The organism is Tenacibaculum sp. SDUM215027, assembly GCF_050566205.1.
GTDB lineage: Bacteria > Bacteroidota > Bacteroidia > Flavobacteriales > Flavobacteriaceae > Polaribacter.
The window spans coordinates 87482-111394 of the sequence record NZ_JBNXUE010000003.1 but is presented as its reverse complement, the minus strand read 5'-3'; the positions used below and the strand labels follow the sequence as shown (position 1 = coordinate 111394).

23 protein-coding genes and 1 riboswitch are annotated in these 23913 nt (G+C 32.9%); of the genes, 22 read left to right on the top strand and 1 reads right to left on the bottom strand.

The annotated features are described in order from the left end of the window. Position 1: 1 nt before the first annotated feature. The 11 genes from infA (at position 2) to ACQYZ7_RS08595 (ending at position 7370) form a co-directional block, all read left to right on the top strand. On the top strand, positions 2-217 hold the full coding sequence (infA, locus tag ACQYZ7_RS08645; protein ID WP_024740627.1) for a translation initiation factor IF-1: 216 nt from the start codon (positions 2-4) through the stop codon (positions 215-217). A gap of 12 nt (positions 218-229) precedes the next feature. Next, positions 230-346, top strand: coding sequence for a type B 50S ribosomal protein L36 (gene ykgO, locus ACQYZ7_RS08640; protein WP_010181906.1), 117 nt, complete (start codon positions 230-232; stop codon positions 344-346). A gap of 2 nt (positions 347-348) precedes the next feature. Then, positions 349-714 carry a 30S ribosomal protein S13 gene (gene rpsM / locus ACQYZ7_RS08635; RefSeq protein ID WP_430729367.1) on the top strand — a complete coding sequence of 122 codons (366 nt, stop codon included), beginning with the start codon at positions 349-351 and terminating at the stop codon, positions 712-714. A 33-nt stretch (positions 715-747) separates the two neighbouring features. Continuing rightward, the gene (gene rpsK, locus ACQYZ7_RS08630; RefSeq protein ID WP_115900442.1) at positions 748-1134 is read left to right on the top strand and encodes a 30S ribosomal protein S11; all 387 of its coding nucleotides are present in this window, start codon (positions 748-750) and stop codon (positions 1132-1134) included. A gap of 136 nt (positions 1135-1270) precedes the next feature. Further along, positions 1271-1876 carry a 30S ribosomal protein S4 gene (gene rpsD, locus ACQYZ7_RS08625; RefSeq protein WP_430729366.1) on the top strand — a complete coding sequence of 202 codons (606 nt, stop codon included), beginning with the start codon at positions 1271-1273 and terminating at the stop codon, positions 1874-1876. 98 nt (positions 1877-1974) lie between these two features. Continuing rightward, positions 1975-2967, top strand: coding sequence for a DNA-directed RNA polymerase subunit alpha (locus ACQYZ7_RS08620; RefSeq protein ID WP_320242436.1), 993 nt, complete (start codon positions 1975-1977; stop codon positions 2965-2967). A 63-nt stretch (positions 2968-3030) separates the two neighbouring features. Next, positions 3031-3507 (top strand): 50S ribosomal protein L17, encoded by a 477-nt coding sequence (gene rplQ, locus ACQYZ7_RS08615; protein WP_303506728.1) that lies wholly within the window; start codon positions 3031-3033, stop codon positions 3505-3507. A 96-nt stretch (positions 3508-3603) separates the two neighbouring features. After that, a complete protein-coding gene (gene carA, locus ACQYZ7_RS08610) occupies positions 3604-4713 on the top strand; it encodes a glutamine-hydrolyzing carbamoyl-phosphate synthase small subunit (RefSeq protein ID WP_430729365.1) in 1110 nt (369 codons plus the stop codon). A 106-nt stretch (positions 4714-4819) separates the two neighbouring features. Further along, on the top strand, positions 4820-6109 hold the full coding sequence (gene eno, locus ACQYZ7_RS08605; RefSeq protein WP_430729364.1) for a phosphopyruvate hydratase: 1290 nt from the start codon (positions 4820-4822) through the stop codon (positions 6107-6109). A gap of 123 nt (positions 6110-6232) precedes the next feature. Beyond that, entirely contained in the window at positions 6233-6772 is a 540-nt protein-coding gene (locus tag ACQYZ7_RS08600; protein WP_430729363.1) for a hypothetical protein, read from the top strand. A gap of 4 nt (positions 6773-6776) precedes the next feature. Further along, a complete protein-coding gene (locus tag ACQYZ7_RS08595) occupies positions 6777-7370 on the top strand; it encodes a hypothetical protein (RefSeq protein ID WP_430729362.1) in 594 nt (197 codons plus the stop codon). 82 nt (positions 7371-7452) lie between these two features. Here ACQYZ7_RS08595 and ACQYZ7_RS08590 read toward each other — a convergent pair whose 3' ends face one another. Beyond that, the gene (locus ACQYZ7_RS08590; RefSeq protein WP_430729361.1) at positions 7453-8307 is read right to left on the bottom strand and encodes a metalloprotease; all 855 of its coding nucleotides are present in this window, start codon (positions 8305-8307) and stop codon (positions 7453-7455) included. Positions 8308-8737: 430 nt separating this feature from the next. On the opposite strand from ACQYZ7_RS08590, the gene ACQYZ7_RS08585 reads away from it, so the two are divergent. The 11 genes from ACQYZ7_RS08585 (at position 8738) to ACQYZ7_RS08535 (ending at position 23887) form a co-directional block, all read left to right on the top strand. Continuing rightward, positions 8738-10024 carry a citrate synthase gene (locus ACQYZ7_RS08585; RefSeq protein ID WP_430729360.1) on the top strand — a complete coding sequence of 429 codons (1287 nt, stop codon included), beginning with the start codon at positions 8738-8740 and terminating at the stop codon, positions 10022-10024. 63 nt (positions 10025-10087) lie between these two features. Continuing rightward, a complete protein-coding gene (locus tag ACQYZ7_RS08580; protein ID WP_430729359.1) occupies positions 10088-11041 on the top strand; it encodes an arginase in 954 nt (317 codons plus the stop codon). 95 nt (positions 11042-11136) lie between these two features. Then, a riboswitch (TPP riboswitch) is annotated at positions 11137-11231 on the top strand. Between the two features lie 73 nt (positions 11232-11304). Further along, positions 11305-11505, top strand: coding sequence for a sulfur carrier protein ThiS (thiS, locus tag ACQYZ7_RS08575; protein ID WP_430729358.1), 201 nt, complete (start codon positions 11305-11307; stop codon positions 11503-11505). A gap of 48 nt (positions 11506-11553) precedes the next feature. Further along, entirely contained in the window at positions 11554-13413 is a 1860-nt protein-coding gene (thiC, locus tag ACQYZ7_RS08570) for a phosphomethylpyrimidine synthase ThiC (protein WP_430729357.1), read from the top strand. Positions 13414-13471: 58 nt separating this feature from the next. After that, positions 13472-14074, top strand: coding sequence for a thiamine phosphate synthase (locus ACQYZ7_RS08565; RefSeq protein WP_430729356.1), 603 nt, complete (start codon positions 13472-13474; stop codon positions 14072-14074). Between the two features lie 36 nt (positions 14075-14110). Then, on the top strand, positions 14111-14866 hold the full coding sequence (locus tag ACQYZ7_RS08560) for a hydroxymethylpyrimidine/phosphomethylpyrimidine kinase (protein WP_430729355.1): 756 nt from the start codon (positions 14111-14113) through the stop codon (positions 14864-14866). 1 nt (position 14867) lies between these two features. After that, entirely contained in the window at positions 14868-15518 is a 651-nt protein-coding gene (gene thiE / locus ACQYZ7_RS08555) for a thiamine phosphate synthase (RefSeq protein ID WP_430729354.1), read from the top strand. Positions 15519-15523: 5 nt separating this feature from the next. Continuing rightward, entirely contained in the window at positions 15524-16294 is a 771-nt protein-coding gene (locus ACQYZ7_RS08550) for a thiazole synthase (RefSeq protein ID WP_430729353.1), read from the top strand. 41 nt (positions 16295-16335) lie between these two features. Next, the gene (gene thiH / locus ACQYZ7_RS08545) at positions 16336-17511 is read left to right on the top strand and encodes a 2-iminoacetate synthase ThiH (protein ID WP_430729352.1); all 1176 of its coding nucleotides are present in this window, start codon (positions 16336-16338) and stop codon (positions 17509-17511) included. A gap of 111 nt (positions 17512-17622) precedes the next feature. Continuing rightward, positions 17623-18684, top strand: a complete 1062-nt coding sequence (moeB, locus tag ACQYZ7_RS08540) for a molybdopterin-synthase adenylyltransferase MoeB (protein WP_430729351.1) — start codon at positions 17623-17625, stop codon at positions 18682-18684. Between the two features lie 391 nt (positions 18685-19075). After that, positions 19076-23887 carry a hypothetical protein gene (locus ACQYZ7_RS08535; protein WP_430729350.1) on the top strand — a complete coding sequence of 1604 codons (4812 nt, stop codon included), beginning with the start codon at positions 19076-19078 and terminating at the stop codon, positions 23885-23887. Positions 23888-23913: the final 26 nt, after the last annotated feature.

Below are 23913 nucleotides of genomic sequence, written 5' to 3'. Positions count from 1 at the left end.
TATGGCTAAACAACCAGCAATTCAACAAGACGGAACTATTACAGAAGCATTATCAAATGCGATGTTTCGAGTAGAATTAGAGAACGGACATATTGTTACGGCTCACATTTCAGGAAAAATGCGTATGCATTATATCAAACTATTACCAGGAGATAAGGTAAAGTTAGAAATGAGTCCGTATGATTTATCAAAGGCAAGAATTACTTACAGATATTAAAAACACACACTGATGAAAGTAAGAGCATCATTAAAGAAAAGAAGTGCCGACTGCAAAATTGTACGCAGAAAAGGCAGATTATATGTAATTAACAAAAAGAATCCTAGATTTAAACAAAGACAAGGGTAGTTATGGCAAGAATCGCAGGTATAGATATTCCAAAGAATAAAAGAGGTGTTATCGCTTTAACTTACATCTTTGGTATAGGAAAAAGTAGAGCTAAAGAAGTTTTAGCTGCTGCTAATATAGATGAGAGTATCAAAGTTCAAGATTGGACTGATGATCAAATTGCAGCAATTCGTGAGCAAGTAGGAACTTTCACTATTGAAGGTGAGTTACGTTCTGAAGTTCAATTAAGCATTAAACGTTTAATGGACATCGGATGTCAAAGAGGTATTCGTCACAGACTTGGTTTACCATTAAGAGGTCAAAGAACGAAGAATAACTCTCGTACTAGAAAAGGTAAGAGAAAAACTGTAGCTAACAAGAAAAAATAATCACTGATTATTTTTTACTAATAGTAAAGAATCATGGCAAAGTCGAAAGTAACAAAAAAACGTAAAGTTGTAATAGAATCAGTTGGTGAAGCTCACGTAACTGCATCATTCAACAATATTATTATTTCTTTAACAAACAAAAAAGGTGACGTTATTTCTTGGTCATCTGCAGGTAAAATGGGTTTCAGAGGTTCTAAAAAGAACACTCCTTATGCAGCTCAATTAGCAGCAGAAGATTGTGCTAACGTAGCCAAAGAAGCAGGTTTACGTAAAGTAAAGGTGTATGTTAAAGGACCAGGTAATGGTAGAGAATCTGCAATCAGATCTATCCACAATACAGGTATAGAGGTAACAGAAATTATTGATGTTACTCCAATTCCTCACAATGGATGTCGTCCACCAAAAAGACGTAGAGTATAAGTTGAATTAATTTTCAACTTATATTTTATTTAAGTGTACCATAGTGCACAAAAATTAAATATTTTAACAAAAGTAGGATATAAAGATTATCGAAGGAGTAAGCCTTAATTCATAATCCCTACTAAATTAATTAGAAATGGCAAGATATACAGGACCAAAAACTAAAATTGCTCGTAAGTTTGGCGAAGCAATTTTCGGAGACGATAAAAACTTCGAAAAAAGAAATTACCCTCCAGGACAACATGGTGTAGGTAAACGTAGAGGAAAAAAATCTGAATATGCTGTCCAGTTAATGGAAAAGCAGAAAGCTAAATATATGTATGGTATATTAGAGCGTCAGTTCCGTAATTTATTTAAAAAGGCATCATCTTCTCAAGGAGTAACAGGTGAAATTTTATTACAATTATGTGAGTCTCGTTTAGATAATGTTGTTTACCGTTTAGGTATTTCACCATCTCGTAGTGGAGCTCGTCAATTAGTTTCTCACCGTCACATTACAGTAAATGGTGAGATTGTAAACATTCCATCTTACAGTTTAAGAGAAGGAGATGTTATTGCGGTTAGAGAGAAATCTAAATCTTTAGAAGCTATTGAAAATTCATTAGCATCTAACAGCAATGTTTATGAGTGGTTATCTTGGAATGCTGATCAAAAATCTGGAACATTTGTAAAAGTACCAGAAAGATTACAAATTCCTGAGAATATCAAAGAGCAGTTAATCGTAGAATTATACTCTAAGTAATAAATTAATCATATTGGTGTTCAGCCAAAGGGTTTGTTTGTATTTCTTCACACTTATAAACCGCGCAACTGAATAACAATTAAAACGAAGAAAAATATATGGCAATTTTAAATTTTCAAAAGCCTGATAAAGTAATAATGATTGAATCTACTGATTTTTCAGGAAGATTCGAATTCAGACCTCTTGAACCAGGTTTTGGATTAACAGTAGGTAACGCTTTAAGAAGAGTATTATTATCTTCTCTTGAAGGGTTTGCCATTACATCATTACGTGTTGACGGAGTTGATCATGAATTTTCAACAATTCAAGGTGTTGTAGAAGATCTAACTGAAATTATCTTAAATTTAAAACAAGTACGTTTTAAGAAGCAGATTGAAGAATCTGATAGAGAAACAGTTTCTATAGCAATATCAGGACAAGAGCAATTAACAGCTGGTGATTTACAAAAATTTATCTCAGGTTTCCAAGTACTAAATCCAGATTTAGTAATTTGTAACATGGATAAATCAGTAACGTTAAATGCTGAAATTACCATTGAAAAAGGTAGAGGTTTTGTGCCAGCAGAAGAAAATAAAAGAGCTGGTGCTCCTTTAGGAACTATTTTTACAGATTCTATTTACACTCCAATAAAGAATGTAAAGTATGCTGTTGAAAATTTCCGTGTAGAACAAAAGACCGATTACGAAAAATTAGTTTTCGATATCGATACTGATGGTTCTATCAATCCTAAAGATGCCTTAACTGAAGCAGCTAAGATTTTAATCCACCACTTTATGTTATTCTCTGATGAGCGTATCACTTTAGAGGCAGATGAAATCGCACAAACTGAAACATATGATGAAGAGTCATTGCATATGCGTCAGTTATTAAAGACGAAATTAGTTGATATGGATTTATCAGTTCGTGCTTTAAACTGTTTAAAAGCTGCAGAAGTAGATACTTTAGGAGACTTAGTATCATTTAACAAAAGCGATTTAATGAAGTTCAGAAACTTTGGTAAAAAATCATTAACTGAATTAGATGAGTTAGTGGCTAACAAAGGTTTAAATTTCGGAATGGATTTAAGCAAATACAAATTAGATAAAGATTAACCTTTCATATTTTGCTCCCCTAAACTAGGGTTAGTAGCAAGATGAAAGCTAAAACCAAATGTCATGAGACACGGAAAGAAATTTAATCATTTAGGAAGAAAAACAGCGCACAGAAAAGCGATGTTATCTAACATGGCTTGTTCTTTAATAGAGCACAAGCGTATCAATACTACTGAAGCTAAAGCGAAAGCTTTACGTAAGTTTGTAGAGCCTTTAATTACAAAATCTAAAGATGATACAACTCACAACCGTCGTACAGTATTTAGTTACTTACGTAGTAAGGAAGCTGTAACAGAATTATTCAAAGAAATTTCTGTAAAAGTAGCAGACAGACCAGGAGGATACGTACGTATCATCAAATTAGGAAACCGTCAAGGAGATAACGCTTCTATGGCAATGGTAGAATTAGTTGATTATAACGAGTTATACGATCCAAAAGGAAACAAAGCTAAAAAGACTACTCGTCGTAGCCGTCGTGGTGGAGCGAAGAAGACTGAAGGAGCTGCTGTTGAAACTCAAACTTCACAAGAAGAAGAATAAAAATGAAAATTTTTATAAATTATATCAAAGGGATAAACATTTAATGTTTGTCCCTTTTTTTATATATTTTTGCAAACAAATTACACAACACACTAAATGAAATATCAAACACGTAAAAAAGCATTAGTTCTATTAGCTGACGGAACTATTTTCTACGGAAAATCTGTTGGAATTGAGGGAACTTCAACTGGAGAAATCTGTTTTAATACAGGTATGACAGGTTATCAAGAGATTTTTACCGATCCTTCTTATTTTGGGCAATTAATGGTTGCTACCAATGCACATATTGGTAACTATGGGATTAATAATGAAGAAGTAGAATCTGATGGGATTAAAATTTCAGGATTAATTTGTCGTAACTTTAGTTTTACACACTCTCGTGTAGATTCTGACGGAAACTTATTTGATTGGTTTCAAGAGCACAATTTAGTTGCTATTTCCGATGTAGATACACGCGCTTTAGTTTCTTATATAAGAGAAAATGGAGCGATGAATGCTGTTATTTCTACTGAAGTTGACAAAATTGATGAGTTAAAGAAACAGTTAGCTAATACACCTAACATGGAAGGCTTAGAGCTTGCATCAAAAGTATCTACTAAAGAGCCTTATTTTGTAGGAGAGGAAAATGCTCCGATAAAAATATCTGCTTTAGATATCGGTATCAAGAAAAACATTTTAAGAAACTTAGCTAAACGAGGAGCGTACATTAAAGTATATCCATACAATGCTAGTTTTGAACAAATGAGCGATTTTAACCCAGATGGATACTTTATTTCTAACGGACCCGGAGATCCAGAGCCTTTAGAAGAAGCTCAAAATACAGCAAAGGAAATCATAAAAAGAGATTTACCATTATTTGGAATTTGTTTAGGACATCAAGTAATTGCGTTAGCAAACGGAATTTCTACTTACAAAATGCATAATGGTCACAGAGGTATTAATCATCCTGTAAAAAACTTACTGACAGGAAAAGGAGAGATCACATCACAAAACCATGGTTTTGCTATCAATCGTGAAGAAGCGGAAGCACATCCTGATGTAGAAATAACTCATGTACACTTAAATGATAATACAGTTGCAGGTATCAGAATGAAATCTAAAAATGTATTTTCTGTTCAGTATCACCCAGAAGCAAGTCCTGGACCACATGATGCCGAATACTTATTTGATGAGTTTATCGAAAACATCAAAAAAGTAAAAGCTTAAAAGAATAAAAAATAGAGATTCCCGTGGACTAAAATTCACGGGAATCTATAATTAAAATAAATCACAGGTCACTCTTAGCTTTGTTCAAGAGTAAAAAATAAACACTATGAGTATTATAATCAACATTCACGCACGTCAAATTTTTGATTCAAGAGGAAACCCAACAGTAGAAGTAGATGTAACTACTGAAAACGGAATTGTAGGTAGAGCAGCAGTACCATCAGGAGCTTCTACAGGAGAACACGAAGCTGTTGAGTTACGCGATGGAGGAAATGATTATATGGGTAAAGGCGTGTTAAAAGCAGTTAAAAATGTAAACACATCCATAGCCCAAGAATTATTAGGAGTATCAGTTTTTGAACAAAACATGATTGATCAACTAATGATTGATTTAGATGGAACGCCAAACAAATCAAACTTAGGAGCCAATGCTATTTTGGGAGTTTCTTTAGCAGCAGCGAAAGCAGCAGCAAATGAGTTAGGTTTACCGTTATATCGTTATGTAGGTGGGGTATCAGCAAACACGTTACCAGTACCAATGATGAATATCATAAATGGAGGTTCACATTCAGATGCACCAATAGCATTTCAAGAGTTTATGGTTATGCCTATTAAAGCTCAAAACTTTACAGAAGCGATGCAAGTAGGTTCTGAAATCTTTCATAATTTAAAGAAAGTATTACACGACCGTAATTTATCAACGGCTGTAGGTGATGAAGGAGGTTTTGCCCCAACATTAGAAGGAACAGAAGATGCTATCGAAACAATTGCTTTAGCAACTAAAAATGCTGGATATAAATTAGGAGAAGAAGTAATGATTGCGCTAGATTGTGCTTCAGCTGAATTTTATGTAGATGGAAAATATGATTATACTAAGTTTGAAGGAGCAAAAGGTAAAGTTCGTACTAGCCAAGAGCAAGCAGATTACTTAGCTGAGTTATGCGAAAAATACCCTATCATTTCTATCGAAGACGGAATGGACGAAAATGATTGGGATGGATGGAAATACTTAACTGAAAAAGTAGGAGATAAAGTTCAATTAGTAGGTGACGATTTATTTGTAACAAATGTAGAGCGTTTATCGAAAGGTATTGAAAACGGTATTGCCAATTCAATTTTAATAAAGGTAAACCAAATTGGTACGCTAACAGAAACAATTTCAGCTGTTAATATGGCACATAATGCAGGGTATACTTCTGTAATGAGTCACCGTTCAGGAGAAACCGAAGATAATACAATTGCAGATTTAGCTGTAGCATTAAACACAGGCCAAATCAAAACAGGTTCGGCTTCTCGTTCAGATCGTATGGCTAAATACAATCAATTATTACGTATTGAAGAAGAGTTAGCTGATGTAGCTTATTATCCGCAAGAAAAAGCGTTTAAAATAAAATAATTTATTTTAATGTAGTCTTTAAAGCTCGTACATATATATGTGCGAGCTTTTTTAGTTATTACTATTTTTTTTAAAAGTAGGGTAATGTCTTTTTATTCTGTTATTTAATTATAAAAATTAACTATGAAAAGAACAATGCTATTTATCAGTAGCTTAATAACTTTGACATTATTTTCTCAAGAAAAACAAACTGAAAATATTTGGAGAATTAATTTTTTAAATCCAGGAGTAGAATACGAAATGTCAACAGGAAATGCATCTACTCTGTCTATAGGAACAGGTATTGGGTATAGTATTAGTTACCCTCACACTGATTTAACAGTGAGCTCAGGTTTTATAACGTCATTTAACCCTTTTTTAGATGTACAACACAAGTGGTTTTATAATTTTGATAAGCGTAAAACCAAAGGGTTGAATACTACCAATAATTCAGGGAATTTTGTGTCTGCACGATTTTTAACAAGAGGAGAATCATTGTTTGGAAATTCCAACGGTACCGATGGTTTAGATTTTGCTGTAGGACCAACCTGGGGAATTCAACGTAAATATGGTAAAAATTTCCATTTATTATTTGATATGGGACCTATTTATTATTTTGATGTTAATGGTAACGGTTATTATTTTCCATTAATGGTACAATTGAATTTAGGGTTTGATTTATAGAAATATGGGATATTTATACATATTACTTGTTGCTATTGTAATTACATCTTGCAATTCGGTAAAATATACTCATTCTGGAGATGTAAATTCACGATTAGATTTCAGAAAAGGAAAGTGGTTGTTAAATGATGTTACCTCTTTTAAAAACACTAGAAAAGATGGTTTAACTGAAATGGCAAATGAACGATTTTCTGAGCTTATAGGTAATAGACTTTTGGTAGTTAGCAACATGAAAGGAATATTAATTCCCAGTAATATCTCAGCTAGTCTTGATAAATCTATTTTTAAAGATATAAAAAACGGCACAGGTTATGATTACTTTATTGATATTAGAACTAAAAATATAGCCAATGAAGTTGATATTTTAGGAGCAGGCAGTTCTCAAACTGATCCTTCAAAAAACATTGGTGAGGTAACACTTAGTATCTACGATTTAAACATGTTTAAAATATTATACAGTCAAACAGTAGTTGGTAAATTAGTTGTTTCTGAAAGAGATAATGATTATGCACTTTCTAAAAATTCAAACCTGATTATTCATAGTGCTTTGAAAAGAATTATGAAGAAGATCAAGAAAAATCAAATTAAGGCTAAGTAGTATACAATAAACAAAGGCTGTCTTAACATATAAGACAGCCTTTGAAATCAAATTCAATTCGTTTATTTTAGTTGATTATATTTTAATTTAAGTTTAAGAATTCTTCTTCAGAAATTTCTCCTGAAGCAATTTTCTGTAACTCTTCTAGGTGAGCAACAATATTCTCATGTTGACTTTGTTCTATAGAAGCTGGCTTTTTTAATTCTAATTTTAGTCTACCACCTACAACATAATAGTCATAGTAGTAAAAGAAATTACTATCAAAATTTCTGTTAGAGTAAGTTCCGTTATCTCCTAATAAATATCCTAATCTAAAAGCAGATCTTCTTTGAGAAGCAGTACCGTGAGAGCTTCCGTTAGGTCCAGCCAATGTTTGTGAAAAGTTATAAGCACTAGCAGCAGTATTCCAGTTACTAGTATAAGTTCTTCGGATAAAATATCCTCCAAATCCATCAGCTTCTAATTCAGTAGCGCTAACATGATTACCACTAGGTATGGTACCGTCTCTAAACTGTACTTGATGTCCCATTTCGTGTGCAGCAACGTATGCAATGGCAGCATTACCATAGTTTAAAGCACTTGCTAATAATTCTTCTCCCCAAACTATATAACCATTAGAGTAAGATAAAGCATTGAATGTTCCATCTCCACCTGCTAAATATAAAGGCACATTACCCATGCCAAAAAAACTAGCGGCACTGTTATGTTGAGTTTTTAAAAAATTGGTAGTAGACTGGTTAACTATATATTCTGCCCAGTAAGAATTTGGACCAAAACCATCAACAGTGTAGTGCTCAGCGTTGTTAATTTCTAACATACTTGGTGAGCTAATACCTGTAGGTCCATTTTCATTTGTAAGATTATTTTCTTCTTGGGTACATTGTACAGCAAGAAAGGGTATGCATAATAATGCAATAATAAATTTAAATTTTTTCATTGTGAAAGGGTTTTATGAATTGAATTTATTTTTACGAAAAATATATAATTTTCAAACATTAATAAAATAACAACAAAAATTTAACATTTTATTTTGTATTGTTGTTTTTGTGAGTTAAATATTTTAAAGAATATTAATATTTATTTCAAAAAAAACATATAACCAAAAATAAAAAATGTTTTTTTTGAAAGGAAGGAGTAAGGAAGTAACAAACTCAACAAGTTTGAAAGAATTTAAGGAAAATAAAAGAAATCAGATAAAGACAACTTACACATAAACCTTGTATTATAGATAAGCGAGGTTTTAGTTTATTTTACATAAGATAAACTGATTTTTTTATATTAAAAATCTATCTATTAGCTCTTTTAAAATAATCCAAAAAATGGTATCTTCGCAATTCACTTCAATCATAAAAAATTATAGTTAAAAAATGTCAGATATAGCAAAATTACAAATTGGCGAAAATACGTACGAGTTTCCTTTAGTAAAAGGGACAGAAAATGAAACTGCAATTGATATTAAAGCCTTAAGAGGGGTCACAGATGGAGTTATAACCATTGATCCAGGATACAAGAATACAGGCTCATGCCAAAGTGCTATAACATTTTTAAATGGTGAAGAAGGTGTTTTAAGATACCGTGGATATTCAATTGAAGAACTAGCTGAAAAAGCAGATTTCTTAGAAGTAGCTTATGCTTTAATTTTTGGAGAGTTGCCGACTAAAGAGCAATTAGATAAGTTTTATGGAGATATCTTAGATGAAGCTATTGTGGATGATGATATTAAAAAAATTATTGATGCTTTTCCTAAGAATGCGCATCCAATGGGAGTGTTATCATCATTAACATCTGCATTAACAGCTTTTAATCCATCTTCTGTAAACGTTGATTCAGATGAAGATATGTATAAAGCTATCGTGAAAATCATGGGTAAATTCCCTGTGTTAGTAGCTTGGACTTTACGTAAAAAACAAGGATTGCCACTACATTACGGATCTCGTAAATTGGGGTATGTTGAAAATATCTTAACAATGATGTTTCAAAAACCAAATGATGAGTACGAGTTAAATCCTATTATGATTAATGCATTAGATAAACTATTAATTTTACATGCTGATCATGAACAAAACTGTTCTACGTCTACAGTACGTATCGTAGGGTCATCACATGCAGGATTATTCGCATCGTTATCAGCAGGAATTTCTGCTTTATGGGGGCCATTGCATGGTGGTGCTAACCAAGCAGTATTAGAAATGCTAGAAGCGATTAAAGAAGATGGAGGAGATACTAAGAAATACATGGCGAAAGCTAAAGATAAAAATGATCCATTCCGTTTAATGGGATTCGGACATCGTGTGTATAAAAACTTCGATCCTAGAGCAAGAATCATTAAAAAAGCAGCTGATGAAGTATTGGCAGATTTAGGGGTGAATGATCCGATATTAGATATCGCTAAAGGATTAGAGCAAGAAGCATTGAACGATCCATATTTTGTAGAAAGAAAATTATATCCAAATGTAGATTTCTACTCAGGAATTATTTATAGAGCTATGGGGATTCCTGTAGAAATGTTTACAGTTATGTTTGCATTAGGACGTTTACCAGGATGGATAGCACAATGGAGAGAAATGCGTTTAAATAAAGAACCAATAGGTCGTCCACGTCAAGTTTACGTTGGAGAGAACTTAAGGGATTTCGTAGAATTAGACAAGAGATAAAATATTTAAAAAGTGTCATTTAAAATAATTAAATGACATTTTTTTTATTTAAAATAACTGATGATGAAAGAAATTAAAATTATCAAGAATAGATCAGATATTGGGGCAGGAACTCGTGGTTCTGATATGGGGGTAGATGCAATTGAAATTGCAGCTATAAATCAAAAAAGTAACTACTTTGATTCGTATGATTTTGAAGATGTAATTACAGAAAACGAATCTATTTACAATAAAGTAAATAATTCATTTGCTAAACGAATTGATAGTGTTTTTAATCAATGTAAGCGTTTAAGTAATCATGTAAAAGTAAATTTACAAGAAGGAAAGTTTCCAATTGTATTGTCAGGAGACCATTCTTCAGCGTTAGGAACCATTAGTGGAGTAAAAGCAGCTAACCCAACCAAAAGAGTTGGAGTAGTCTGGATTGATGCTCATGGAGACTTACATTCACCTTATACATCACCATCCGGGAATATTCATGGAATGCCTTTGTCAGCTGCTATTTCAGATGATAATCTAGATTGTCAAATTAATGATGTAGATAGAGAAACATCAGAGTTGTGGGAGCGAATGAAAAATATAGGAACTCCAGGGCAAAAAGTTTTACCAGAAGATATAGTATTCTTTGGGGTTCGTGACACAGAAGAACCAGAGGACAAACAAATGAAGAAGTATGGTATTAAAAACTATATGGTTGCTGAAGTTCGTTACCGCGGATTAGAAGCATGTGTTACTGAAGCTTTGGAGAAGCTTTCTAACTGTGATGTGATTTATGTATCGTTTGATGTAGATTCAATGGATTGCGATATGATTTCCTATGGAACAGGTACTCCAGTACCTAAAGGGTTTGATCAATACGAAATCATAAATATTATAAACGGATTATTGGCAAGCGAAAAAGTGGCTTGTGTAGAGTTTGTAGAAGTAAATCCTTTACTGGATTTAAAAGGAAATAAAATGGCTGAAATTGCTTTTGAGGTGCTTGAAGAAGTAACTAAAAAAGTAAAGAGTTTATAAAAATAAAAAAACATTTAAAAAAGCGAGTCTTTAAAGACCCGCTTTTTTTGTTTTTATAGGTATAGTTTAGAAAAATAAACTGTTATATTTGCTTCAGTAAACTTTAGGAGTAGCTAGTTCACTAGTTTGAGAAACATCCTTTGAACCTGATTTGGTTAACACCAGCGTAGGGAAAAGTTATAGTACTTTATGCTAGTATATGGGGTTAATTATAACCATGCTATACTTCTTCTTCTATAGTTTACTTTAAAAATGTTAACACAATGACAATAAAAGTAAACGAATCTTTAAGAAAATTTTCAAATACATTAACGTTACAAGAACTAATAAATGGGCTACGGGTTCAAACGAACGGTATTGCTGTTGCTGTTAACGAGAACGTAATAAAAAAAGAAAATTGGACTTCACATAAACTTAGAGATAATGATAATGTGTTAATTATTAAATCTACACAAGGAGGATAATTTGAATAATTAACAAACAACAGTATACAAACTAATAGCCTTAAAAAAATGAAAAAAAAGGACACAGCACCTAAAAAAAGTGGTATCACAAGACATCCATTTCCGAATTCAAAAAAAATCTACGTTCAAGGAAAATTGCATCCACAATTACAAGTAGCGATGCGTGAAATCGAATTGAGTGACACGGTGGATTCGATGACAAAAAAAAGAATACCTAATGAACCAGTAACGGTGTATGACACATCAGGGCCTTATACAGATCCTAATAAGGAAATCAATATTCATAACGGATTAGAGCGTATTCGTGAACAATGGATTTTAGAAAGAGGAGATGTAGAGGAGTTAGCAGAATTTACTTCTGAATATTGTAACGAACGATTAAATGATAAAAGCTTAGACCATTTACGATTCAATTTAAAAAGTAAACCAAAGAGGGCTAAAAAAGGACATAATGTAACACAGCTACATTATGCTAAAAAAGGAATTATTACTCCAGAAATGGAATACATTGCTATTCGTGAAAATCAGCGAATAGATGAAATGACGCGTTTGTCAGAACAACATCCAGGACAAGATTTTGGAGCGAGTATTCCAGCAAAAATTACTCCAGAGTTTGTAAGGGAAGAAGTAGCTAGAGGTCGTGCAGTAATTCCGTCTAACATAAACCACCCAGAAGCAGAACCTATGATTTTAGGGCGTAATTTCTTAGTGAAAATCAACGCTAATATTGGTAATTCTGCAACGACGTCTTCAATAGAAGAAGAGGTTGAAAAAGCAGTATGGGCATGTCGTTGGGGAGCAGATAATATAATGGATTTATCTACAGGGAAAAATATTCATGAAACCCGTGAATGGATTATCCGTAATTCACCAGTACCCGTAGGAACCGTACCTATTTACCAAGCCTTAGAAAAAGTAAACGGAGTTGCTGAAGATTTAACATGGGAAATTTTTAGAGACACTTTAATTGAGCAAGCTGAACAAGGGGTAGATTATTTTACCATTCATGCAGGAGTTCGTTTACGTTATGTGCCTATGACGGCAAAACGGATTACTGGAATTGTGTCTAGAGGAGGGTCTATTATGGCAAAGTGGTGTTTAGCACATCATAAAGAAAGTTTTTTATACACGCATTTTGAAGAAATTTGTGAAATTATGAAAGCTTACGATGTAGCTTTTTCATTGGGAGATGGTTTACGTCCTGGTTCAATTGCAGATGCAAATGACGAGGCACAGTTTGCTGAACTAGAAACCTTGGGAGAGTTAACCAAAATAGCGCGTAAACATGAAGTACAATGTTTTATTGAAGGACCAGGTCACGTGCCAATGCACATGATTAAGGCGAATATGGATAAACAATTAGAAGCTTGTGATGAAGCTCCTTTTTATACCTTAGGGCCTTTAACAACTGACATCGCTCCAGGGTACGATCATATTACTTCAGGAATTGGAGCAGCAATGATTGGGTGGTTTGGATGTGCCATGTTGTGTTATGTAACCCCTAAAGAACATTTAGGTTTACCAAATAAAGAAGATGTGCGTACTGGAGTTGTAACGTATAAATTAGCAGCACATGCTGCCGATTTAGCAAAAGGACACCCAGGAGCACAACACAGGGATGACGCTTTAAGTAAAGCACGTTTTGAATTTCGTTGGGAAGACCAATTTAATTTAGGATTAGACCCAGAATTAGCAAGAGAGTATCATGATGAAACCTTACCTGCTGAAGGGGCTAAAATTGCACATTTTTGCTCTATGTGTGGACCAAAATTCTGTTCTATGAAAATTTCTCAAGAAGTGCGTGATTTTGCAGCAGAGAATAGAGTAGAAGGAGATGAAGTCTTTGCAAAAGGAATGGAGGAAAAATCTAAAGAATTTAAAGACAAAGGTTCAGAAGTATATTTATAATAAGTGAGCAGGAGTTAGAGTTTTTTACTCTAACTCCTTTATCCTAATCCCTAATACCATGATTGTTGTAATCGCACCAGAAAAAGATGTTCCGAATGAAATTGAAATGCTGAATCAATTATTTGAAGAAGGATTGGAATATTATCATTTTAGAAAACCTGATAAGAATTACGAAGAGCATGTAGCTTATTTGAATCAGATAGATAAAAAACACCATGATAGAATAATCACGCATTATTTTCATGAATTGATTAATGAATTCAATTTAAAAGGTATTCACTTTCAAGAACAAAAAAGAAGAGATGCTTTAGAAAACGGAAGTGAATATTTTATTGGGTTGAATATGTTAGGAAAAACAATGAGTAGTTCTTTTCACGAACCAGAAGAATTAGCAAATTGCGATATTGAGTTTGATTATCACTTGTTGAGTCCAGTTTTTTCATCCATTTCAAAGAAGGGATATGAAGGAAGAGGTTTTGATGTAAATCATATAGATAAAACCATTGTTGGTATGGGAGGAATCAATACAGATACTATTAAAAAGACAATTGAGTTAGGTTTTCAAGGAATCGGTGTTTTAGGAGGTGTTTGGAATGCAGAAAATCCAGTAGAGAGTTTTAAAAATATTAAACATCATTACGAGGAGTGTACGACGAAGTAATCTTTTCATCAAAGAAAAAAAAGCATACTAAAAAACATGAAACAAAAACCTTACATACTGACTATTGCAGGTCTTGACCCGTCAAGTGGAGCAGGAATCACCTCAGACATTAAAACGTTTGAGGCGCACGGTTTATACGGACTATCGGTATGTACTGCGGTTACGGTTCAAAATGATGTTGATTTTAAGGAATGTACTTGGATTGATAGAGAAACAATTATCAATCAAATAACAATACTTTTTGAACGTTTTGATATTGCTGTAGTCAAAATAGGGATTATTAAATCTTGGGAAGTATTATTAGAGGTTGTTCAAGTGTTGAAAAGTTGTAACCCTACAATAAAAATTGTGCTAGATCCAATATTAAAAGCGAGTGCAGGATTTGATTTTCATTCCAAAGAAAACTTAAAAATATTTGAAAAGGTATTGCTGCATTGTGACTTTATAACTCCAAATTATGATGAAATAAAAGCTTTATTTCCTGAAAAAACAATCGAAGAAACCATTGAGTTTATCTCAGAAAGAACCAATATCTATTTAAAAGGAGGTCATAGAGAAGAAAAAAAAGGATGGGATGAAATATACCATAGTAAAATTGTAAAAATTAATATTCCACCTATTATAGATTCGGTTTTTGAAAAACACGGAAGCGGTTGTGTACTTTCTTCTGCGTTAGGAGCTAATTTAGCTAAAGAAATTAGCTTAGAAGATGCGTGTAAAAATGCAAAATGGTATACAGAACAATTTTTGAATTCTAATGATTCCTTATTAGGAACCCATAATTACAAATAAAATGATAAGTAAATTACACTATATAACTCAAGGAAAAACTCCTGAAGAACATTTAGAAAATATTCAAAGAGCTTGTGCTTCAGGAGCGGAATGGGTACAACTTAGGTTAAAAAATATTGACCCAAAAACGCTATTAGAAACAGCAAAAAAAGCTAGAGAAATTACAAGTCATTTTCAGACTAGGTTAATTATAAACGACTATTACAAAGTAGCCAAAGAAGTAAATGCAGATGGAGTTCATTTAGGAAAAAAGGATATATGTCCGTTAAAAGCTCGTGAGTATTTAGGCAAATGGTATTCTATTGGAGGTACAGCTAATACTTTAGAGGATTGTAAAATTCTATTAGAAAAAAAAGTAGATTATATCGGTTTAGGGCCTTTTCAATTTACAGAAACAAAAAAGAATTTGAGTCCTGTTTTGGGAATTAAAGGTTATAAAGCACTACTTGAAAAATTGCAAACCGAAACCCCTATAATAGCTGTTGGTGGAATTACCTTAGAAGATGTTTCTGATATTATAAATACCGGGGTATATGGTGTTGCAGTTTCAGGAGCCATTACTCAAAATTTTAATTTGATACCGGCTTTTCATAAAATTTTAAACGCACCGAGTACCAACGAGCAAGTGTATAAATTAGGTGATAACAAATAGTAAAAATGAATGCAAAATTAACGATAGCAGATAAAATATTCACCTCTCGATTATTCACAGGAACAGGAAAATTTAGTTCATCAGAATTAATGAGAAATGCTTTATTAGAAAGTGAAAGTGAATTAATAACGGTGGCGTTAAAAAGAGTAGATGTGCAGAATGAAGAGGATGATATTTTAACTCATTTAAATCATTCTCGAATTAATTTATTACCTAATACATCAGGAGTTAGAACAGCAAAAGAAGCAGTTTTTGCTGCTGAGTTATCTAGAGAAGCGTTAGAAACAAATTGGGTAAAATTAGAAATACATCCAGATCCAAGGTACTTATTGCCAGATCCTATAGAGACGTTAAAAGCAGCAGAAGAATTGGTGAAAAAAGGCTTTGTAGTGATGCCTTATATCCATGCTGATCCTGTATTATGTAAACGATTAGAAGAAGTAGGAACTCAATGTGTGATGCCGTTAGGAGCTCCTATTGGAAGTAACAAAGGACTAAAAACTTTAGAGTTTTTAGAAATTATTATAGAGCAATCTAATGTGCCAGTAGTAGTAGATGCAGGAATAGGCTCTCCATCGCACGCAGCACATGCGATGGAACTAGGTGCAGATGCAGTGTTGGTAAATACCGCCATAGCTGTGTCACAAAACCCAGTAGCCATGGCAAAAGCTTTTAAAATGGCTGTAGAAGCAGGAAGAATGGCATACGAAGCAAAGTTAGCTCCAGTAAGACAACAAGCCGAAGCTAGTAGCCCGTTAACGAGTTTTTTAGGTTAGAGCTTTTGGCTTTTAGCCAGTAGCTTTTTTAAATTGATACTATGTTACTAAATAAAACAAAGAGTAATACTCAAAAGCTGACAACCAATAGCCAAGAGCTAAAGACTAATAGCTTTAAAACAATATTCAATCAATACAATTGGGATAATACGTTACAAAGCATTTTTAATAAAACGACTACTGATGTTGAGCATGCTTTGTCAAAAGATAAAATTGATTTAGAAGATTTTAAAGCGTTGATATCACCAGCAGCTAAGCCTTTTTTAGAGCAAATGGCACAAAAGAGTCGAATGCTTACCAAAAAACGATTTGGAAATACGATTCAGATGTATGCACCTATGTATTTAAGTAACGAATGTCAAAATATATGTACCTATTGTGGATTCAGTTTTACAAACAAAATACCTAGACGAACGCTAACCGATGATGAGATTTTAAAAGAAGTAGCTTTTTTAAAAGGAAAAGGCTACGATCATATTTTGTTAGTTACTGGGGAAGCCAATAAAACGGTTGGTGTTGATTATATAAAAAAAGCCATTAAACTCATTCGTTCTCAGTTTTCAAACATTACTATTGAAGTACAACCTTTAGATCAAGATGAATATGAGTTGTTGATTGAAAACGGATTGTATGCCGTATTGGTATATCAAGAAACGTATCACCAAGAAGAATACAAAAAGCACCATCCAAAGGGGAAAAAATCTAATTTTGAATATCGTTTAGAAACTCCTGACAGATTAGGAAAAGCAGGAATTCATAAAATTGGTTTGGGAGCTTTATTTGGATTGGAAGACTGGCGTGCTGATAGTTTTTTTACAGCATTGCATTTAAAATATTTGCAAAAAACCTATTGGAAAACAAAGTATTCAATTTCCTTTCCAAGACTTAGACCACATTCAGGAGGTTTAGAACCCAAGGTTGAAATGACGGATGCTGATTTGGTACAATTAATATGTGCTTTTCGATTGTTAGACGAGGATGTGGAATTATCTATGTCGACTCGAGAAAGTGAAGTTTTTAGAAATAATATTGTTAATTTAGGAGCTACTTCTATCAGTGCAGAATCGAAAACAAATCCAGGGGGATATAGCGTTGAACCACAATCGTTAGAGCAGTTTGAAATTTCAGATGAACGAAGTACCGAAGAAATTGTAGAGATGCTAAAAGGTCAAGGCTTAGAAGTAGTTTGGAAAGATTGGGAGGAGTTTAGAAATTAGACCGCTACGCTGTTAGAATTAAGAATATAGATTTTATGAGTTGTTAAGGTAAATTCATCTTGTAAACAAAATTAACGTTATTCTGAACTTGTTTCAGAATCTAATACAATTATGAGCTTAAGTAAGGAAGAACAAAAACAATACAACCGTCACCTTATACTCGATAAAATAGGAGAGAAGGGACAACTCAAACTAAAACAAGCAAAGGTCTTAGTAATTGGAGCTGGTGGATTGGGATGTCCTGTACTGCAATATTTAGCAGCAGCAGGTGTGGGTACAATTGGAATTATAGACGATGATGTGGTAGATCAAAGTAATTTACAACGTCAGATTTTATATACGGTAGATGATATAGGAAAATCTAAAGCAGCAACAGCAGCAAGTCGCTTATCAAAATTGAATCCGTTTGTTCAGTTCAATGTATACAGAGAAAAACTAACCAATCAAAATGCAATTTCTTTATTTCAGCAGTACGATGTAATTGTTGATGGAAGCGATAATTTTGCGACACGCTACCTAACAAATGATGCAGCGGTACTCACTCAAAAGCCATTGGTATATGGTGCTATTTTTAAGTTTGAAGGACAGGTAAGTGTGTTTAACTACCAAGGAAGTGCTACGTACCGATGTTTGTATCCAACACCTCCCAAACCAGAAGAATCTCCGAATTGCTCAGAAATTGGTGTACTAGGTGTTTTACCAGGAATAATAGGAAGTTTACAAGCCAATGAAACTATTAAAATTATTTGTGGAATAGGAGAAGTGTTGGCCAATAAATTATTGATGTATGATACGTTAAGTATGCGTCAAATGATCTTAAAGTATGAAAAGACTGACAAAGCTGAGGTTACTGACTTAGAAAAAGATTATGAGTTTTTCTGTGGAATTAAAACAGCCACTCACGAAATAACCTTAGAAGAATTGCAAAACAATCTGTCAATCTATAATTTGTTAGATGTTCGTGAAGATTGGGAACGTGAACAACATCATATTGGTGGACAGCACATCCCGCTAGGCGAATTACAGCAACGATACCAAGAAATACAAACAGACACCCCCCTTGTGGTTTATTGTAAATCTGGAATGCGTAGTCAACGAGCGATTGATTTTCTTGAACAGGAGTTTGAAAATACTACGTTTATAAATTTAAAAAAGGGATTATCAGATAGTTGATTTAATTTTTTTTGCGCTAAAAAAGACTAGATAAGGACAGGGTAAAACTTATTACTCAAAAGATCTTTTCATTCATTTAATAAATAGTATTGTGCTTAGGACAAAAAAATAAGGAGAACCTACTAGAAGTTAATTAAAAAAATAGATAAATTTTAAGTATTCCTAACTTTATATCTAAAGGTTAATAAAGTAGCTTTTTAATAATGATTCAAATTATATATTTACTTATTATGTTGATGAAAATTAACAGTATTTTAAGTTGAGAGATATAAGTTTTATTTAAAAAAAAGATTATAAAAGAATAAAACTTTTGTAGTGATTACATTTTTCGTTTACTTTGCGGGCTGTTAAGGGGAAATAAAAGATAAAGTCTACTATATTAAAAAAATCTATGTTAAGAGGGGGTGCTACATTCTTTACTTTGTGGTTGTTTGCTATTCAGTTAACCACAGCTTCAGTAAATAACAAAAGTTTTGTTAAAGAAATAATAAAAGATAGCTTAAGTGTTAAAGCTATAAACTCTTTTATAGAATCTTCAGAAGAAGAATCATATGAAATTGAGACTTTGCAAAAAGCAAAAGAATTTTCTTGGACTAATATAAAAAAATGGTATCCAACTTCTTCACTTGTAACTAATGATAGGGATAAGGCTCTAGCATCATTTAAACAAATTGAAAAACATAAGTCTTGGGTAGACAATTTTTCAAATGAAGATATAAAAGAACTTCCGGTTGGTGTTAAGCATACTAGAGAGAATATTCAATATGCCATAGGAATAACAAAAGCTAACATATATAAAGATTATACAGAACTAACGGTTTTCGCTAGAGTTCGTTTACCACAAACTAATGAAAACGGTTATCCTATAGAATTGTTTTTTGGAGCTGATAATGTAAAGTTATCCCACGATGGAGGTATTGTTGGAGATGTTAACTTAGTATTGTTAGGAGATATGCATATACCTTTTAATGGAGGTAAATGGATGTTAACTTTAAAAGGAGGTTTTGATTATAGGACTGGTGTTACCCAAAACAAAACATATGTAACCATTAATTGTGATGGTGTTAAAGAACTGGGGATAGAAGGAGAGGTTGAGTTTTCAAGAGAATTGATATTACCTTTAGAAGAAAATGGAGAGGTAAATGAAGGAAAAACAAAAGTACCTTATAAAATTGAAACAGAAAACGGAACACAAACTCTTCAGGTACCTTATCGTGTAAAAGGGGCTTTTAAAGCGATTGCTTCAGATTGGAATGACTTATTGGTTGGGATAAGCTTACAACCGTTTGTGTTAGCAAAAAAAAGAAATAAAAAAGACTATGATGGAAATTTTCAATTTTATTTGAATGAAGCTGTCTTAGATTTTAGTGATTTACGAAACTCTCCTAACGTTAAATTTCCCGAACATTATTATAAAAACGGATTATTACTACCAAATCAAAATATTTGGAGAGGAGTTTATGTAAACACTTTAGATGTAAAACTACCTAAAGAGTTTAAAACTTCAGAAACTATATCACAAGGAGATAAGAGAATAGCTTTTGGAGCACATAATTTATTAATTGATGGTCATGGAGTTTCTGGCTCTTTTTATGCAGAAAACATTTTTCCCTTAAATAAAGGAAGAACAAATAAAGAAAAAGCTTGGGCATATTCTTTAGATAAAATAGAAGTGTCATTAGCTGCAAATAAATTAGTAGGGGCATCTTTTGATGGCCGTATTCGATTACCTGTTTCAAAATCAAAAGGAAAAAATAAAATACTTGGGTTGAAATATACAGGAATTATTTCAGAAGAAGAATACTTGTTGAATGTACGTAACGACTCTATTATTGATTTTAATATATGGAAAGCTAAAGGAGAATTATTACCCAATAGTGCTATAGAATTAAAAATACAAGATGGAGAGTTTAAGCCAAAAGCAATACTTCATGGTCGTTTAGCTATTAGTGCTAATCAAGTAAAAAGTTTAGAGAAAGAAGGAGATTCGTTAGCTGATAGTTCAGGTAAAAAGAAATTAGTTGAGTTTAAAGGAATAGTTTTTCAAAACTTAGTATTGCAGACTGAAAGCCCAGTTTTTTCAGTTGATTATATGGGATACCGAGATAAGGTAACTTTAGCAGGATTTCCAGTTTCTATAGAAAATATAGGGATTACAGCAAATAAAACGAATGCTAATTTATATTTTGACCTAGGGATTAACCTAATGGGGGAAAATAATGGCTTTGCAGCAAAAACTAGCTTAGGTATTATAGGAGTTTATGAGGAAGAAAACTACAGGCAAAAATGGAGGTTTAAGGAAATTGAGCTTAATGCCATAGCCTTAAAAGCTGACTTAGGAGGTTTCTCTATAGAAGGAAACTTAACATTAATGAATGATGATCCAGAGTATGGAGATGGGTTTTCAGCAAAACTAACAGCAGATTTTAAAAGTCTAGGTTTAAAAGCTTCTGCCAAAGGAGTTTTTGGTAAAACAACCTTTAGGTATTGGCAGTTTGAAGCAATGGTAGAAGGACTCTCAATAGGGACTGGAGTGTTTAATTTGAGTGGTTTTGCAGGTGGAGCATCATATAGAATGAAGCGAACCGATTTTTCATCAAGTTTTTCTCCTACAGGAATAGGGTATACGCCAGATGCTAAATTAGGTTTAGGCTTAAAAGCTATGGTAATGTTTAATGCAATTAAAGAGGACGTTTTTGAGGGACGAGCTGGATTTGAGATAGCCTTTAATAATACAGGAGGACTAGACTTTTTAGGATTTTACGGGCAGGGAACTTTTATGAATGTTGAAATTCCAGGGATGAATAGTATTTCAGAACTAATGGGGAAACTTAAAGAGAACACAGTTGTACGAAAAAAGTTTTTAGGTGTTACTGAAGAGAATATAGATAATTCATGGACGGGTAGAAACCTTTTAAATAAAGCATCAAGTGATTTTCCACAAATGCCAACGGATAAAATGTCTATTAGTGCTAAAGTAGGTATTACCTATGATTTTCAAAATGACGTACTTCACGGTGAATTGGATGCTTATGTAAATGTAGCTGGTGGTTTTGTTGAAGGTAGAGGAACAGGAGGTAGAGCAGGTTGGGCGGTATTACACTTTTCACCAGAAGATTGGTATATATATGTAGGTACACCAGAAGATCGTTTAGGATTACGTATAGGTGTTGGTCCTGTAAGTGTAGAGTCAGGAGGGTATTTTATGGTAGGATCTAAATTACCAGGTTCTCCGCCACCTCCACCTATAGTTGCTGAAATTTTAGGAGTTGACGCTAAAGAACTTGATTACATGCGAGATGAAAATAGTTTAAGTAATGGGGGAGGTTTTGCTTTTGGAGCAGATATATCGATAGATACAGGAGATTTACGCTTTTTAATCTTTTATGCTCGTTTTCAAGCAGGAGCAGGTTTTGATATTATGTTAAAAGATTATAAAGAGGCTCGATGTTCTAATACAGGTGATCAGGTTGGAATTAATGGGTGGTATGCGAATGGACAAGCTTATGTGTATTTACAAGGTGAATTAGGTATTCATGTTAAATTATTTTTTATAAGTAAAAAAATCCCCATTATAAAAGCAGGGGCAGCTGTATTGTTACAAGCAAAAGCTCCAAATCCAGTATGGATGAGAGGGTATGTTGGTGGGCATTTCAGTGTACTAGGAGGTTTAGTGAAGGGAAGGTTTAGATTCAAATTAACATTAGGAGAAGAATGTGTGTTTGAAAACGCGTCACCACTTGGAGGACTGAAAATAATAACAGATGTTACACCTGATGATGGCGGTAAAGACGTTGATGTGTTTGCTATACCTCAGGCTACTTTTAGTATGAAGGTAGGTGAACCTATTATAATACCAGAAGATGAAGGAGATAAAACGTATAAAATCATTCTTGAAAAATATAGAGTACTACATAAAGGTAAAGAAATACCAGGTGTAATAGAATGGTCTAATTATAAAGATAGAGCCAATTTTATTTCTACAGATATTTTACCACCTAATGAAGAATTAACAGTTGAAGTTGAAGTAAGCTTTAAAGAAAAAGTAAAAGGAATCTTTAAAACAATAATGATTGATGGTAAAAAAGCTATTGAAATAGAAGAAAGAACTTTTGTTACAGGAGGAGCACCAACAGTAATTCCATTACATAATATTACCTATACATACCCTGTTTTGGATCAAAAGTATTTTTTAGAAAAAGAATATGATAAAGGGTATATCCAGTTAAAAAGAGGACAAGATTACTTATTTGATGATACGCAATGGAAGAGTCATATAGCATATGAAAAAGAAGGAGAGTTACCAGTAAAATATGATTTTAATTACAATACATCAGATAATGTACTTACATATGACTTACCTAATGTAGTACAATCATCTAAATATCATTTAAGTATTGTAAGTGAGCTAAAAGGTAATGTATCTAGTACCAATATTTCGTCAAAAGAAAATAATACTTCTGAAAATGAAAGCTCTTATAATAACAATGTAGAAAGTACTGAAGTAGAAGTTAGACAAAGTAAAGCAGAAAATATTTCAAAGGACGGAGAGATAGAAAGATTAGCTTACGATTTTAGTACTTCAAAATATAAAACATTTAGAGATAAAATAAATTCAATAAATACAAAGGAATATAACTGGGGAAAACTTTATTCAGATGTTATTTATTTAACGAATAGAATTGAGAATCATGAGCCGTTTGATGTTATTGAGCTGTTAGGAACAAGTTACACAAATAATGTTCCTTTAGTAACTATAGAAGCAACTTTACAAGATGATTATTTTGAAAAAGATATAAATCCGCCATTATATGCAAAATATCCATTAGGAGGTTACCGAGTAAAAAGACGTGATGAAAACGAATTAGGAGCACCTCCAAAATACGCACTTCCATTATTAAATACCTATGTAAACAATGCAGAATATGAGGTAAATAAAAACATGTTAGAAACGACATTTCCTTTCAGGTATAATTTAGGGTATGTATACAAACAAGATTGGATAGATATAGAATCACAAATAGTAAATGACTATAGTGACGGAATTATAAACGACGGAAGTTCAGTATTGAAATTCTTAGATAAGAATTATCTATTTATGAGATATGGAGATTATAAAATAAAACTGTTCTATACATTACCAAGTGGAATAAAAGGAACTAGTGCCGTATATAAATTTAAAAACCCTAATAAGTTTAGGTAAATAAGTAACTTAATTATAAACCCAAA

What these genes read in the sequence shown, in the direction of transcription:
- infA (WP_024740627.1), top strand. Translation starts at nt 2, where the DNA reads ATGGCTAAACAACCAGCAATTCAACAAGACGGAACTATTACAGAAGCA.
- ykgO (WP_010181906.1), top strand. Translation starts at nt 230, where the DNA reads ATGAAAGTAAGAGCATCATTAAAGAAAAGAAGTGCCGACTGCAAAATT.
- rpsM (WP_430729367.1), top strand. Translation starts at nt 349, where the DNA reads ATGGCAAGAATCGCAGGTATAGATATTCCAAAGAATAAAAGAGGTGTT.
- rpsK (WP_115900442.1), top strand. Translation starts at nt 748, where the DNA reads ATGGCAAAGTCGAAAGTAACAAAAAAACGTAAAGTTGTAATAGAATCA.
- rpsD (WP_430729366.1), top strand. Translation starts at nt 1,271, where the DNA reads ATGGCAAGATATACAGGACCAAAAACTAAAATTGCTCGTAAGTTTGGC.
- ACQYZ7_RS08620 (WP_320242436.1), top strand. Translation starts at nt 1,975, where the DNA reads ATGGCAATTTTAAATTTTCAAAAGCCTGATAAAGTAATAATGATTGAA.
- rplQ (WP_303506728.1), top strand. Translation starts at nt 3,031, where the DNA reads ATGAGACACGGAAAGAAATTTAATCATTTAGGAAGAAAAACAGCGCAC.
- carA (WP_430729365.1), top strand. Translation starts at nt 3,604, where the DNA reads ATGAAATATCAAACACGTAAAAAAGCATTAGTTCTATTAGCTGACGGA.
- eno (WP_430729364.1), top strand. Translation starts at nt 4,820, where the DNA reads ATGAGTATTATAATCAACATTCACGCACGTCAAATTTTTGATTCAAGA.
- ACQYZ7_RS08600 (WP_430729363.1), top strand. Translation starts at nt 6,233, where the DNA reads ATGAAAAGAACAATGCTATTTATCAGTAGCTTAATAACTTTGACATTA.
- ACQYZ7_RS08595 (WP_430729362.1), top strand. Translation starts at nt 6,777, where the DNA reads ATGGGATATTTATACATATTACTTGTTGCTATTGTAATTACATCTTGC.
- ACQYZ7_RS08590 (WP_430729361.1), bottom strand. Translation starts at nt 8,307, where the DNA reads ATGAAAAAATTTAAATTTATTATTGCATTATTATGCATACCCTTTCTT.
- ACQYZ7_RS08585 (WP_430729360.1), top strand. Translation starts at nt 8,738, where the DNA reads ATGTCAGATATAGCAAAATTACAAATTGGCGAAAATACGTACGAGTTT.
- ACQYZ7_RS08580 (WP_430729359.1), top strand. Translation starts at nt 10,088, where the DNA reads ATGAAAGAAATTAAAATTATCAAGAATAGATCAGATATTGGGGCAGGA.
- thiS (WP_430729358.1), top strand. Translation starts at nt 11,305, where the DNA reads ATGACAATAAAAGTAAACGAATCTTTAAGAAAATTTTCAAATACATTA.
- thiC (WP_430729357.1), top strand. Translation starts at nt 11,554, where the DNA reads ATGAAAAAAAAGGACACAGCACCTAAAAAAAGTGGTATCACAAGACAT.
- ACQYZ7_RS08565 (WP_430729356.1), top strand. Translation starts at nt 13,472, where the DNA reads ATGATTGTTGTAATCGCACCAGAAAAAGATGTTCCGAATGAAATTGAA.
- ACQYZ7_RS08560 (WP_430729355.1), top strand. Translation starts at nt 14,111, where the DNA reads ATGAAACAAAAACCTTACATACTGACTATTGCAGGTCTTGACCCGTCA.
- thiE (WP_430729354.1), top strand. Translation starts at nt 14,868, where the DNA reads ATGATAAGTAAATTACACTATATAACTCAAGGAAAAACTCCTGAAGAA.
- ACQYZ7_RS08550 (WP_430729353.1), top strand. Translation starts at nt 15,524, where the DNA reads ATGAATGCAAAATTAACGATAGCAGATAAAATATTCACCTCTCGATTA.
- thiH (WP_430729352.1), top strand. Translation starts at nt 16,336, where the DNA reads ATGTTACTAAATAAAACAAAGAGTAATACTCAAAAGCTGACAACCAAT.
- moeB (WP_430729351.1), top strand. Translation starts at nt 17,623, where the DNA reads ATGAGCTTAAGTAAGGAAGAACAAAAACAATACAACCGTCACCTTATA.
- ACQYZ7_RS08535 (WP_430729350.1), top strand. Translation starts at nt 19,076, where the DNA reads ATGTTAAGAGGGGGTGCTACATTCTTTACTTTGTGGTTGTTTGCTATT.